The organism is Saccharothrix stipae (assembly GCF_054781895.1).
The window spans coordinates 611240-623750 of sequence record NZ_BAAGTN010000008.1 but is presented as its reverse complement, the minus strand read 5'-3'; the positions used below and the strand labels follow the sequence as shown (position 1 = coordinate 623750).

The 12511-nt window shown below is 72.8% G+C and carries 14 protein-coding genes; 6 read left to right on the top strand and 8 right to left on the bottom strand.

What is annotated here, in order from left to right; all coding sequences use genetic code 11:
* Positions 1–25: 25 nt before the first annotated feature.
* Together ACYVLT_RS19670 and ACYVLT_RS19665 are read left to right on the top strand one after the other, a co-directional pair.
* Positions 26–772: a class I SAM-dependent methyltransferase gene (locus ACYVLT_RS19670; RefSeq protein ID WP_461121647.1), complete on the top strand. Its 747-nt coding sequence runs from the start codon at positions 26–28 to the stop codon at positions 770–772.
* On the top strand, positions 769–2244 hold the full coding sequence (locus ACYVLT_RS19665; protein ID WP_461121646.1) for a 1,4-alpha-glucan branching protein domain-containing protein: 1476 nt from the start codon (positions 769–771) through the stop codon (positions 2242–2244). Before ACYVLT_RS19670 ends, ACYVLT_RS19665 begins: the two co-directional genes overlap by 4 nt.
* On the opposite strand, the gene ACYVLT_RS19660 is transcribed toward ACYVLT_RS19665, so the two are convergent.
* A complete protein-coding gene (locus ACYVLT_RS19660; RefSeq protein ID WP_461121645.1) occupies positions 2237–2464 on the bottom strand; it encodes a hypothetical protein in 228 nt (75 codons plus the stop codon). The genes ACYVLT_RS19665 and ACYVLT_RS19660 overlap by 8 nt on opposite strands.
* A gap of 63 nt (positions 2465–2527) precedes the next feature.
* Here ACYVLT_RS19660 and ACYVLT_RS19655 point away from each other — a divergent pair, with 63 nt between their 5' ends.
* Positions 2528–3778 carry a glycosyltransferase family 4 protein gene (locus tag ACYVLT_RS19655; protein WP_461121644.1) on the top strand — a complete coding sequence of 417 codons (1251 nt, stop codon included), beginning with the start codon at positions 2528–2530 and terminating at the stop codon, positions 3776–3778.
* Between the two features lie 205 nt (positions 3779–3983).
* Here ACYVLT_RS19655 and ACYVLT_RS19650 read toward each other — a convergent pair whose 3' ends face one another.
* Positions 3984–4886, bottom strand: a complete 903-nt coding sequence (locus ACYVLT_RS19650) for an SDR family NAD(P)-dependent oxidoreductase (protein ID WP_461121643.1) — start codon at positions 4884–4886, stop codon at positions 3984–3986.
* Positions 4887–4988: 102 nt separating this feature from the next.
* Between ACYVLT_RS19650 and ACYVLT_RS19645 the strand changes: the two genes are divergently transcribed.
* Positions 4989–5567: a TetR/AcrR family transcriptional regulator gene (locus ACYVLT_RS19645; RefSeq protein WP_461121642.1), complete on the top strand. Its 579-nt coding sequence runs from the start codon at positions 4989–4991 to the stop codon at positions 5565–5567.
* Between the two features lie 6 nt (positions 5568–5573).
* Here the strand turns inward: ACYVLT_RS19645 and ACYVLT_RS19640 are convergent, their stop codons facing one another.
* A complete protein-coding gene (locus ACYVLT_RS19640; RefSeq protein WP_461121641.1) occupies positions 5574–6515 on the bottom strand; it encodes an NADP-dependent oxidoreductase in 942 nt (313 codons plus the stop codon).
* Between the two features lie 66 nt (positions 6516–6581).
* Between ACYVLT_RS19640 and ACYVLT_RS19635 the strand changes: the two genes are divergently transcribed.
* The gene (locus ACYVLT_RS19635) at positions 6582–6989 is read left to right on the top strand and encodes a winged helix-turn-helix transcriptional regulator (RefSeq protein WP_461121640.1); all 408 of its coding nucleotides are present in this window, start codon (positions 6582–6584) and stop codon (positions 6987–6989) included.
* Here the strand turns inward: ACYVLT_RS19635 and ACYVLT_RS19630 are convergent.
* A complete protein-coding gene (locus tag ACYVLT_RS19630; protein WP_461121639.1) occupies positions 6986–7732 on the bottom strand; it encodes an acyltransferase in 747 nt (248 codons plus the stop codon). The genes ACYVLT_RS19635 and ACYVLT_RS19630 overlap by 4 nt on opposite strands.
* 66 nt (positions 7733–7798) lie before the next feature.
* Here ACYVLT_RS19630 and ACYVLT_RS19625 point away from each other — a divergent pair, with 66 nt between their 5' ends.
* Complete coding sequence (locus tag ACYVLT_RS19625; protein WP_461121638.1) at positions 7799–8740, top strand: nucleoside hydrolase; 942 nt, start codon at positions 7799–7801, stop codon at positions 8738–8740.
* On the opposite strand, the gene ACYVLT_RS19620 is transcribed toward ACYVLT_RS19625, so the two are convergent.
* Genes ACYVLT_RS19620 through ACYVLT_RS19605 form a run of 4 tightly spaced genes read right to left on the bottom strand, consistent with a single transcriptional unit; the run spans position 8737 to position 12421 of the window.
* Positions 8737–9885 carry a THUMP-like domain-containing protein gene (locus tag ACYVLT_RS19620; protein WP_461121637.1) on the bottom strand — a complete coding sequence of 383 codons (1149 nt, stop codon included), beginning with the start codon at positions 9883–9885 and terminating at the stop codon, positions 8737–8739. The genes ACYVLT_RS19625 and ACYVLT_RS19620 overlap by 4 nt on opposite strands.
* The gene (locus ACYVLT_RS19615) at positions 9885–10838 is read right to left on the bottom strand and encodes a class I SAM-dependent methyltransferase (RefSeq protein ID WP_461121636.1); all 954 of its coding nucleotides are present in this window, start codon (positions 10836–10838) and stop codon (positions 9885–9887) included. The genes ACYVLT_RS19620 and ACYVLT_RS19615 overlap by 1 nt, the downstream gene beginning before the upstream one ends.
* The gene (locus ACYVLT_RS19610; protein ID WP_461121635.1) at positions 10828–11607 is read right to left on the bottom strand and encodes an enoyl-CoA hydratase/isomerase family protein; all 780 of its coding nucleotides are present in this window, start codon (positions 11605–11607) and stop codon (positions 10828–10830) included. Before ACYVLT_RS19610 ends, ACYVLT_RS19615 begins: the two co-directional genes overlap by 11 nt.
* 37 nt (positions 11608–11644) lie before the next feature.
* Positions 11645–12421: an ABC transporter ATP-binding protein gene (locus ACYVLT_RS19605; protein ID WP_360447591.1), complete on the bottom strand. Its 777-nt coding sequence runs from the start codon at positions 12419–12421 to the stop codon at positions 11645–11647.
* Positions 12422–12511 lie beyond the last annotated feature (90 nt).

The window sequence follows — 12511 nt, the reverse complement described above, 5'->3', positions numbered from 1 at the left end:
AGTAACGGACAACTAGGCTGGCCCGGTGACCGTCGAGCCACTGCCCCTCACCGGTGAGCGCACCGTGCCCGGTGTCCCCGAGGAGAACTACTGGTTCCGGCGCCACGAAGCGGCGTACCTGGACCTGGTCCGGCACTGCGTCGGCGCGGTGGTGCTGGAGGCGGGCTGCGGCGAGGGCTACGGCGCCGCGCTGATCGCCCGGCACGCGACGCGCGTGGTCGCGCTCGACTACGACGAGCCGACCGCCTCGCACGCGGGCCGCGCGTACCCGGAGCTGGCGGTGCTGCGCGGCAACCTGGCCTCGCTGCCGCTGCGCGACGCGAGCGTGGACGTGGTGGCGAACCTCCAGGTCATCGAGCACCTGTGGGACCAGGAGGGCTTCCTGGCCGAGTGCGCGCGGGTGCTGCGGCCCGGCGGGCGGCTGCTGGTCACCACGCCCAACCGGATCACCTTCTCCCCCGGCCGCGACACCCCGCTCAACCCGTTCCACACCCGCGAGCTGGCACCGGCCGAGCTGGCCGGGCTGCTGGTCGGCGCGGGGCTGCGGGTGGAGCTGCTGGCCGGCCTGCGGCACGGACCGGCGTTGCGCGCGCTGGACGGGCGGTTCGGCGGGTCGATCATCGACGCACAGGTGGCCGTGGTGGTGGACGGCGGCCAGTGGCCCGACGACCTGCTCGCGGCCGTGGCGTCGGTGCGGGCCGAGGACTTCGAGATCACCACCGACGACCTGGACGCCTGCCTGGACCTCGTCGCCGTGGCGGTGCGCCCGTGACCCACGACGAGGGCACGTTCTGCCTGGTCCTGCACAGCCACCTGCCGTGGCTGGCGCACCACGGCGCCTGGCCGGTCGGCGAGGAGTGGCTCTACCAGGCGTGGGCGCACTCGTACCTGCCGGTGGTCGACCTGCTGGAGCGGTTCGCCGCGGAGGGCCGCGAGGACGTGCTGACGCTGGGCGTCACGCCCGTGCTGGCCGCGCAGCTGGACGACCCGTACAGCCTGCGCGGCCTGCACGACTGGCTGGGCAACTGGCAGCTGCGCGCGCACAGTGCGTCCTCCCGGCTGCCGGAGCTGGCCGCGCGCGAGCACCGGGCGTCCGCGTGGGCGTTGGCGCGCTTCGAAACCCGGTGGCGGCACGGTTTCTCGCCGGTGCTGCGGTCCCTTGTGGACTCACGGGCGGTCGAGCTGCTGGGCGGACCGGCCACCCACCCGTTCCAGCCGTTGCTCGACCCGCGGCTGCGGGCGTTCTCGTTGCGCACCGGCCTCGCGGACACCGCTTTGCGCGTCGGCTCGACGCCGGAGGGCATCTGGGCGCCGGAATGCGCGTACGCGCCGGGCATGGAGCACGACTACGCGCGGGCCGGCGTGCGGCGGTTCCTGGTCGACGGCCCGTCGCTGCACGGTGACACCGCCGCGGGCAGGCCGGTCGGCACGTCGGACGTGGTCGCCTTCGGGCGTGACCTGGAGGTGTCCTACCGGGTGTGGTCGCCCAAGGTCGGCTACCCCGGCGACCCGGCGTACCGGGACTTCCACACCTACGACCACGCCAGCGGGCTCAAGCCGGCGCGGGTGACCGGGAAGACCGTCGAGCCGGCCGACAAGCGGCCGTACGACCCGGCCTTGGCCGCGGCGGCGGTCCGGCGGCACGCGGCCGACTTCGTGGACACGGTGGTGCGGCGGCTGCGGGCGTTGAAGGAGCAGCACGGCAAGCCGTCCCTGGTGGTCGCCGCGTACGACACCGAGCTGTACGGGCACTGGTGGCACGAGGGCCCGGCGTGGTTGGAGGCGGTGCTGCGCGCGCTGCCCGAGGCGGGCGTGCGGGTGACGACGCTGCGCGGCGCGGTCGAGGCCGGGCACGTGGGCGCGCCGGTCGAGGTGCCGCCGTCGTCTTGGGGCTCGGGCAAGGACTGGCAGGTGTGGAACGGTCCGCAGGTCGGCGACATCGTGCACGGCAACGCCGAGGTGCAGCGCGAACTGCTCGCGCTCGACCTGTCCGGCGTGGTGCGCGACCCGGTGGCCGACCAGGCCGTGCGCGAGGCGCTGCTGGCGTTGTCCAGCGACTGGGCGTTCATGGTGACCAAGGACTCGGCCGCGGACTACGCCCGCTACCGCGCCAAGGTGCACGCGGAGAGGTTCCGCGAGCTCGTCGCCCTGAGGCGGGCCGGGCGCGGCCGTGACCGGGCGGCCGAGCTGCGGCTGATCGACGGACCGTTCGGCCGCCTCGACGCGCGAGGGCTGGCTAGTTGACGCCCACGCCGCCCGTTTCGTCGCCGTCGCGCCGGTGCGCGATGCCCGCCGAACCGGGGTTGTCGAGCCGGGCCTGCACCACCGGGTCCGCCTTCGAGCGGCCCCTGGTGTCGGCCGGTCGTTCGAGGCCGGCGCGCTTGGCACGGGCCCTCCGGTCGACCACGGCCCCGATCGTCAGCAGCGTGGCACAGAACAGCAACCCCCAGAGCCAAGGTGGCATGACCGTGGTCCCCCTTCTCCCGGTTCTGCCCAGCCTAGCGGTGCGGAAGTGCGAGGATGGCCCATGCGCGTGCTGATGTTGTCGTGGGAGTACCCGCCCGTGGTCGTCGGCGGGCTGGGCCGGCACGTGCACGCGCTGGCCGGGCACCTGGCCGCGCAGGGCCACGAGGTGGTCGTGCTGTGCCGCCAGCCGGCGGGGACGGACGCGGTCACGCACCCGACGTCGGACGTCGTGGTCGACGGCGTGCGGCTGATCCGGGTGGCCGAGGACCCGACGCACCTGGTGTTCGAGCGGGACCTGGTGGCGTGGACGTTGGCGATGGGCCACGCGATGACGCGGGCCGGGTCGGCGTTGCTGCGCGACTGGCGGCCGGACGTGGTGCACGCGCACGACTGGCTGGTCACGCATCCCGCGATCGCGCTCGCGGAGCTGTGCGGCGCGCCGTTGGTGGCGACCGTGCACGCGACCGAGGCCGGGCGGCACAGCGGGTGGCTGTCGCAGACGTTGAACCAGCAGGTGCACTCCGTCGAGTGGTGGTTGGCGAACCGGGCGGACGCGCTGATCACGTGCTCGTCCGCGATGCGGACCGAGGTGGCGCACCTGTTCGAGGTGGAGCCGTCCTCGGTCACGGTGCTGCACAACGGCATCGAGCCGCGCCGGTGGCGGGTGCGCTCGTCCGACGTGGCCGCCGCCCGCGCCGCGCACAGCCCGCACGGCGCGCCGCTGCTGCTGTTCTTCGGTCGGTTGGAGTGGGAGAAGGGCGTGCAGGACCTGATCGCCGCCCTGCCCCGGATCCGGCGCGCCCACCCGGGCACCCGCCTGGTCGTGGCGGGCACCGGCACGCACCGGGAGTGGCTGGTGGCCCAGGCGCGCAAGCACAAGGTGCGGCGGGCGGTGGACTTCGTCGGCCACCTGTCGGACCGCGCGCTGGCGGCGGCGCTCGCGGCGGCCGACGCCGTCGTGCTGCCGAGCAGGTACGAGCCGTTCGGCATCGTGGCGCTGGAAGCGGCCGCGGCCGGCACCCCGCTGGTGGCGTCGACCGCGGGTGGTCTGGGCGAGGTCGTCCTGGACGGCGTGACGGGCCTGTCGTTCACCCCCGGCGACGTCGAGGCCCTGGCGGGCGCGGTCCGGTCCGTGCTGGCCGACCGACCCGCGGCCGTGCGCCGGGCTCGTGCCGCGAAGTCCCGCCTCGCCACCGACTTCGACTGGTCGAGGATCGCCACCGACACCGCCGCCGTCTACCGCTCGGCCACCGTCCGCGACCACCCGCCGCTGGGCCGTCCGAAGATCCCGACCGGCAACGCGTTCCTCTAGGACCGGTCCGAACCCGCTCGGCGTGATCCGCCGGGTCGACGCCGTGGCACCGGGCACCGTGCTCACGTCGGCGTTGCGAGCGCTGGTCGGGGAAGGGGAGGTGCGCCGGAAGGTCATCGAGGTCGACGGCGGGTTGCAGTCGCTCGACGTCGACCTCGGCCTCCCCGACCTCCAGCCGCACCAGGCCGTCCGGTGCGGCTCGGTGTCACGACGGCGGTTCGGGCAGGAGCATCCGGCGGCCCGCGACGATGCCGCCGTCCACCGGAACGGCCGCGCCGGTCAGGTAGGCCAGGTCCGCCGAGGCCATCGCGAGGACCGCGCGGGCGATGTCGTCCGGTGACGCGATCCTCTTGAGGCCGTCCACGTTGAGTTGGCCCAACGCGGCCTTGACCTGGTCCCAGGTGACGTCGTCGAAGCCGGGCGGGCGGATCATCGGGGTGTCGGTGATGCCCGGCATGATGGCGTTGACCCTGATGCCGTGCACGCCGTACTCCAGCGCCGCCGACTGCACGAGCGCGCGCACGGCCTGCTTGCTCGCCTGGTAGGTGGACAGACCCGGCCTGCCGACGATCGCGCCGATGGACGAGTTCACGATGATGTGCCCGCCACCGGCCGCCCGCATGTGCGGAACCTGGTGCTTCATCGCCAGGAAGACGCCACGCGCGTTCGTGTTCACCACGTCGTCCCACTGCTCGACGGTGACCTTGTCCAGGTCGGCGTTGACCTGCACGCCCGCGTTGTTGAAGGCGATGTCCACCCGCCCGTACCGCCGCACGGCGCCGTCCACGAAGTGCTGCACCGACGACGGCACCCGCACGTCGGCGGCGATGTACGTCGCGTCACCGCCGGACGCGCGGATGGACCGCTCCACCTCGTGCCCCAGCGCGGTCCGCCTGCCGCAGAACGCCACCTTCGCCCCCGCCGCGGCGAACGCGCGGGCGGTGGCGGCACCGATGCCCGACGTCGCGCCGGTGATCTGCACGACCTTGCCCGCGTACCGGCCACGTGTCCCCCGGTCGTCGGCGGCGGCCAAGCCGGGCGCCGCGGCGACCAGTCCCGCGCCGAGCATCCCGCCCAGCACGGTCCTCCTGCTGTGATCTCCGGTCATGGCGATCCCCCATCTGAAGACAACTAAACGCCACGTGGCGTTGCTTTTAGTCTCCGGACAGATCGTGCTTCGCGCAACCAAGAGTTGCGTTAAGGTTCCCGCGTGCCCGAGCCACGCCGTCGTCCCGGTGGTCGCAGCGCGCAGGTCCGCGCCGCCGTGCTGGAAGCCGGCCTCGCCGAGCTGGTATCGGCCGGCTACCACAACCTGAGCCTGGAAGGCGTGGCCCGACGTGCGGGCGTCAACAAGACGACCCTCTACCGCCGCTGGGGCACGCGGGAGGCGCTGCTCCTCGACGCGATCCGCGCCCGCGCGACCGCCAAGGTGCCCATCCCGGACACCGGAGACCTGCGCGAAGACCTGCTCGCCCTGGTCCGGGCCGCGATCGCCAACCTGACCACGGCGGAGGTGCAGGCGATGGTCCGCGTGGCCGTCGCACTGTCACCGCACGACGACGCGGTGGCCACCACGAGCCGCACCTTCTGGGCCGAACGCCTCGCCGTGGACGCGGAGGTGGTCCGCCGTGCCGTCGAGCGGGGCGAGATCGCGCCCGTCGACCCGGAGCACGTGATCGAGGCCGTGCTCGGCCCGCCCTACTTCCACCTGCTGGTGACCGGCCGTCCGGTCGACGACGACTTCCTCGTCGCCACGGTGGATCTCGTCGTCCGAGGTCTCCGCCGGTGAGCGGGCTCACACGGTGAGGACCAGCTTGCCGGTGGTCCGGTTGGCCTCGCCCACCTCGTGCGCCTTGGCCGCGTCCTCCAGCGGGAACGTCTCGGCGACGAGGACCTCCAGCTCGCCGCGCTCGACCAGCCCCGCCACGTGCTCCAGGACGGCGTGGTCCGGGGCCACGAACACGGTGGCGGCACGGACGCCCAGTGCTTCGGCCGCGGCCTTGAGCTCGGGCAGCGCGCCCGGAGCGGGCACGCCGACGTACAGCCCGCCGGGCTTGAGGACCCGCATCGAGCGCCGCTCGTAGTCGTCGCCGCCGACCAGGTCGACCACCACGTCGACGTCCCGGAGTTCGCCGAAGTCCTGCGTCGTGTAGTCCAGCAGCTCGTCCGCGCCCAGCTCGCGCAGCAGGTCGTGCTTGCCCGCCCGGGCGGTGCCGATGACGTGCGCGCCCAGCGACTTCGCCAGCTGCACGGCCAGGTGCCCGACACCGCCGGCGGCGGCGTGGATCAGCACCCGGTCGCCCGCCCCGACCCGGGCGGCCTCGGTGAGGGCCTGCCACGCGGTCAGCACGGCCAGCGGCAGGGCCGCCGCGTGCACGTGGTCGAGGCTCGCGGGCTTGCGAGCGAAGTGCCTGGCCGGCGCGGCGACGTACTCGGCGTACGCACCGGCCGGGCGCGGGAAATGGGGCATCCCGAACACCTCGTCGCCGACCGCGAACCGGTTCTCCCCGGCGGGCACCGACGCCACCACGCCGGAGACGTCCCAGCCCGGCACCCACGGCGCGGTCAGCCAGTAGCCGTGGCGCCGCACCTTCCAGTCGGCCGGGTTCACGCCGATCGCGCGCACCTCCACCAGGATCTCGTCCATCGCCGGCTCCGGCCGTGCGACCTGCCCGACCACCATGACCTCGGGCTCCCCGAAGGCTTCGACCGTCACGGCTCGCATCTCGTTCGTCATGGTCAAAGGATCACCGGCGGTGGTACCTCTTGTGAAGAAGGCACCTGAATGGTAATTAGGTACCCCATGCATACCGTCCCTGACCTGCGGGCCTACGGCGGCGCGGACGCCTACCTCCGCACTTGCGCGTCACGAGCGGTGCTCGACCTGCTGACCAACAAGTGGGTGTGCCTGGTGATCGGCGCCCTGCGGCCCGGCACCATGCGCTTCGGCGAGCTCCGCCGCCGCCTCGACGGGATCACCCAGAAGATGCTCACCCAGACCCTGCGGGACCTGGAACGCGCCGGCCTCGTGCACCGCGCCGTCTACCCGAGCGTGCCACCGCGCGTCGAGTACAGCCTCACCCCGCTGGGCGACAACGTCGGCGGCCTGATGGACGCGATCAGGGTGTGGTCGGAGACCCACATCGACGACATCCGCACCGCGCAGGAGGAGTACGACCGCAAGGCGGGCGAGGAGCTGCAACCCGTCTAGGAACCGTTGCGGGACTGCTCCAGGGCTTCCTGCGCCTTGCGGGCCATGTCGGCGACGGCGGCGCGGCGCACGGCGTCGGCCTCGTAGTCCGCACGGCGGTCCTTGACGACCCGCGCCGGGATGCCGACGGCGATCTTGAAGTCCGGCACGTCGCCGCGCACCACGGCGTGCGCCCCGATCACGCACCCGCGCCCGATCCGCGTGCCGCGCGTGACGGTGACCTTCGTGCCCAGCCAGCAGTCGGGCCCGATGCGCACCGGCGACTTCACGATGCCCTGGTCCTTGATCGGCAGGGTGATGTCCGCGGTCACGTGGTCGAAGTCGCAGATGTAGACCCAGTCGGCGACCAGCGTGGCCGCGCCGATCTCCAGGTCGAGGTAGCAGTTCACCGTGTTGTCCTTGCCGAACACGGCCTTGTCGCCGATCCGCAGCGACCCCTCGTGGCAACGGATGGCGTTGCCGTCGCCGATGTGCACCCAACGGCCGATCTCCAGCCGGCCGTAGCCGGGGCGGCAGTGCAGGTCGACCTTCTTGCCCAGGAACACCATGCCGCGCAGCACCACGTGCGGGTTCGCGATGCGGAACTTGAGCAGCCGCCAGTACCGCACCAGGTACCAGGGCGTGTACGCCCGGTGCCGCAACACCCAGCGCAGCGACGCCAGGGTGAGGAACTTGGCCTGCGCCGGATCGCGCCGCGACCTGCGCCACCTCGTCCACACCGGTGCACCCCACATGCTCGTCACGAGAAGCACTGTATTGAATTGCCGCTGCTCCGCGGGCGGTGGGCGGGGCCATGTCACAGTGGTGCCGTGACGACTCCTTTGATCATCGACACCGACCCCGGGGTGGACGACGCGTTCGCCATCGCCCTCGCCGCCGCCAGCCCCGAGGTCGACCTGATCGGGGTGACGACCGTCTTCGGCAACGTGTCGTTGGAGAACACCACGCGCAACGCGCTGCGCCTGCTCACCCTGCTCGGTCGGGACGACGTGCCGGTCGGGGTCGGCGCGGCCCGGCCGTTGGTGCATCCCCACCCGCACCTGTCCAGCGCGCACGGTTCCGACGGTCTGTCCGGCTTCGCCCACACGCTGCCCGAGCCGACGCGGGACGTGGACCCGCGGGACGCCGTCACGCTCATGCGCGAACTCCTGGAGCAGGCCGACCGGCCGGTCACGATCGTGCCCATCGGCCCGCTCACCAACATCGCGCTGCTGCTGGCCGCGCACCCCGGCCTCAAGCCGAAGATCGGCAGGCTCGTCGTCATGGGCGGCGGCGTGAGTGGCGGCAACGTCACCGCCACCGCCGAGTTCAACGTCTGGAGCGACCCCGAGGCCGCCCGTCGCGTGCTGGTCGAGGAGGACGTGCCCACGACGCTGGTCCCGATGGACCTGACCCGCCGCTGCGCGGTCAGCGCCGAGTGGCTGGACGCGCTGGCGAAGACGTCCCCGGTCGCGGCCACGCTGGTCGGCCTCACGCCCTCCTACCTGGAGACCTACCGGAAGTTCCTCGGCTGGGACGGCATGGCGGTGCACGACGCGGTCGCGGTGGCCGAGGCGGTCCGGCCGGGCATCCTCACCCCGACCCCGTACCCGGTGGACGTCGACTGCTCGTTCGGCCCGGGCCGGGGTGCGCTCGTGGTGGACCAGCGGCTGGAGGTGCGCGCGCCGACGACGCTCGACATCACGATGGACGCCGACCTCGACGGCCTGCGCGCGTTCCTCTTCGAGCGGCTGGCAGGCCTGGCGGGCTAGGTGCGCTCGGCGTGCGCGAGCAGGTACACGGGACGGCGGCCGATGCGGGTCAACGCCACGGTCGCCTCGCCGGACCCGGACAGCTTCAGCCTCGGCCGCAACGCGTTCGGGTCCACGTCCAGCCCGCGCACGAGGATCTCCAGCCGACCGACGTCGTGCGCCCGCAGCACGGACCGCAAGGTCTTCTCACTGTAGTGCCCGTGCTCCACCACGCGGAACGCCCGTACGCCCGACGGCGGGACGGGGCCGGTCAGGTAGGCGATCCGCTCGTCCAGCTGCGCCAGCCCGTGCCGGGCCGCGTAGTGCCGCACCAGCCCCGCGCGCACCACCGCGCCGTCCGGGTCGACCAGCCACTCGCCGGGCGGACGCACGGGGCAGTCGTCCGGCTCGGCGGAGGTGATCGTCCACTCCGGACCGTCCGACCGCAGCACGGTCGCCCGCCGCGACACACCGGGCGTGGCCAGGCCGCGCGTCCACAGGCACGCCTCGCGCACCTGCCCGTCCAACGACACCAGCTCGACCTCGTCCGCCCACGGCGCGACCGCGAAGTCCACGCCCGGCGCGCACTTCACCGCCATGTCCCGCGCCGCGTAGGCCGACGCCAGCTCGTCCAACGGCGGCGCGAAGTCGGCCGGGCGCCACGTGCGCCGACCGGTCGCGTCACGCCGGGCCGGGTCGGCCAGCACCGCCGTGCCGCGCGACACCGGCCGCAACGCGTCCGCCCGCGCCAGCGGCACCGCGGCACCCAGGTTGTGCCGCGCCATGGCCAGCCGCACCGGGTCCAGGTCCGAGCCGATCGAGCCCTCGGGCAGCGCCGCGAGGTCCGCGCCGATCGAGCACGTCACGTCGTGCGCGGGCCCGCCGAACCGCCGCGCCCGGTGCACGGCCACCACGTGCGCGGTGGCCTGCTGCAAGGCGTCGGAGGTGAACAGCCCGTCGGCGAAGGCGAGTTTGGCCGCCTTGCGCCGCAACAACAACGTCTCCAGCACGGCGGCGAAGCGGGTCGGCGAGACCTGCTTGGCCAGCCGCACGTCGGACAGCCGCGACGCGGGCGTCAACGGCAGGTCCGCCAACGCCGACAACGCGGCGGACCCGGCGTCGGAACGCAGGTACGCCACGTCGTCGAGGCTGAACGCGTAGGCCACTAGACCGGCTTGCGGCCCGTCACGGAGACGTTGTAGAAGACCTCCCGCGGCAGCACCTTGGCGAGCACGTTCTCGTCCACCCAGGACAGCCGCTGCCAGGTCTTGTAGGCGAACACCGCCCACCCGAAGCCCAGCTTCTCGCGCGGCACGGCGGCCTCGAACGTGCGCACCGGCCAGCCGAACAACGCCGCCGACAGCTCCTCGGTCACCGCGCGCACGCCGACCGCGCCCGCGCCGCGCGCCGTCCGCTCCAGGTCCGACGGGTCGAACGTGTGCAGGTCCACCACCGCTTCCAGCGCCGCCGCCCGGGACGAGGAGTCCAGCTCCTCCTGCGGCCGGCGCCAGTCGTTCAGCGGACCGAGCTTGGTCACGTTGGTGGTCAGCCACCAGGTGAGCTGCCCGAGCTTGCGGGCGTAGAAGTTGCCCACGTTCGTCGGGTCGCCCGCGAACACGAACTTCCCGCCCGGCTTGAGCACCCGCAGCACCTCGCGCATCGCGGCGGGCACGTCCGGGATGTGGTGCAGCACCGCGTGCCCCACCACCAGGTCGAACGTGTCGTCGTCGTACGGGATGCGCTCGGCGTCGGCCACCCGGCCGTCGACCGGCAGCTCCAGCCGCTCGGCGTTGCGCAGCGCCACCTCGACCATGCCCGGCGACAGGTCGGTCACCGAGCCGCGCCGGATCACGTCGCCCTGCATCAGGTTGAGCAGGAAGAACCCGGTGCCGCTGCCCAGCTCCAGCGCGTGCTCGTAGGGACCGACGTCACCCGCGACCGCGCGGAAGCGGTCCTTGGCGTAGGTGATGCAGCGCTCGTCGTACGAGATCGACCACTTCTCGTCGTACGTGTCCGCTTCCCAGTCGTGGTAGAGCACGTTCGCGAGCTTGGGGTCGGAGTACGCCGCCTCGATCTCCTCGACGGAGGCGTGCGGGTTGGGCTTGGGATCAACGGCCACTGAACTTCGCCTTCCCCGGGCCGTTCTCGACGAACGACGCCATGCCGGTCTTCTGGTCCTCGGTGGCGAACATCGCGGCGAACAGCTGGCTCTCCAACTTCAGCCCGCTGCCCAGGTCGGTGTCCAGCCCGCCGTCGATCGCGGCCTTCGCGGCGGCGTACGCGCGCACCGGGCCGTGCACGAACTGGCCTGCCCACCGGCGTGCCGCGGCGTAGACGTCGTCCGGGGCCACCACCTCGTCCACCATGCCGATGCGCAACGCCTCCTCGGCGCCGACGAACCGGCCGGTGTAGATCAGGTCCTTGGCCCGCGACGGCCCGATCAGCCGCGGCAGGCGCTGCGTGCCGCCCATGCCGGGGATGACGCCGAGCAGGATCTCCGGCTGGCCGACCTTGGCGTTGTCGCCCGCGATCCGCCGGTCCGCGCACAGCGCCAGCTCGAACCCGCCACCCAGGGCGTACCCGGTGATGGCGGCCACCGTCGGCTTCGGGATCTCCTCCACCGAGCGCAACGCCGAGGTGAACGCGGCCGCGCGGGCCGCCATCTCGGCGTAGGACAGCTCGGCCATCTCCTTGATGTCCGCGCCCGCCGCGAACACCTTCGGGCCGCCGTACACGATCACCGAGTAGACGTCGGCCCGGTCGGTCGCCTCCAGCGCGGCGGACCGGATCTCCTCCTGGACCTGCCGGTTGAGCGCGTTCATCGGCGGGCGGTCCAGCCGGATGGTGCCGATCCCGTCCTCGACTTCGAGCCTCACGAACTCAGCCACGCGGTCCTCCTCGACCTCCGTCGGTGCGCCTCGCAGGTTACCCCTGGGTAGTTTTGCGGCGGGCGAAGTACCGGTCACCCGACCGCTGGAGCTCCAGCGGCTGGTCGAACGTCTTCGACAGGTTCTCCTCGGTCAGCACGTCGTCCAGCAGGCCCTGCGCCACGATGCCGCCGTCACGCAGCAGCAGCGCGTGCGTGAAACCGGGCGGGATCTCCTCCACGTGGTGCGTGACCAGCACCGTCGCCGGCGCGTCGGGGTCGAGCGCCAGCTCGGACAGCCGGGCCACCAGGTCCTCGCGGCCACCCAGGTCCAGGCCGGCCGCGGGCTCGTCCAGCAGGAGCATCTCGGGGTCGGTCATCAACGCGCGGGCGATCAGGGTGCGCTTGCGCTCGCCCTCGGACAACGTCCCGTAGGTGCGGTCGGCCAGGTGCTCGATGCCCATCGTGGCCAGCAGCTCCTTGGCGCGGCCGGTGTCCAGCTTGTCGTACTCCTCGCGCCACCGGCCCAGCACCGCGTACCCGGCGCTGACCACCAGGTCGACCACCTTCTCGTCGGGCGGGATCCGGCCGTTCAACGCGGACGAGGACAGCCCGATCCGGGGCCGCAGCTCGGCCATGTCGGTCTTGCCGATCCGCTCGCCGAGCAGGTGCACCTTGCCCTTGGTCGGGTGCAGCTCCGCGCCGGCCAGCCTCAGCAGCGTGGTCTTGCCCGCGCCGTTCGGACCGAGCACGACCCAGCGCTCGTCCAGCTCCACGCTCCAGTCGACGTCCCCGACCAGCGTGGTCTTGCCGCGTCGAACCGAAACACCCTGCATGTGGATGACCAGATCTTCGTTTTCCACGCCTGCCCTCGCCCCGTCGATGCGCCGCCGTCGCCATTGTTCTTCACCCCCCTCCGCCCGCGG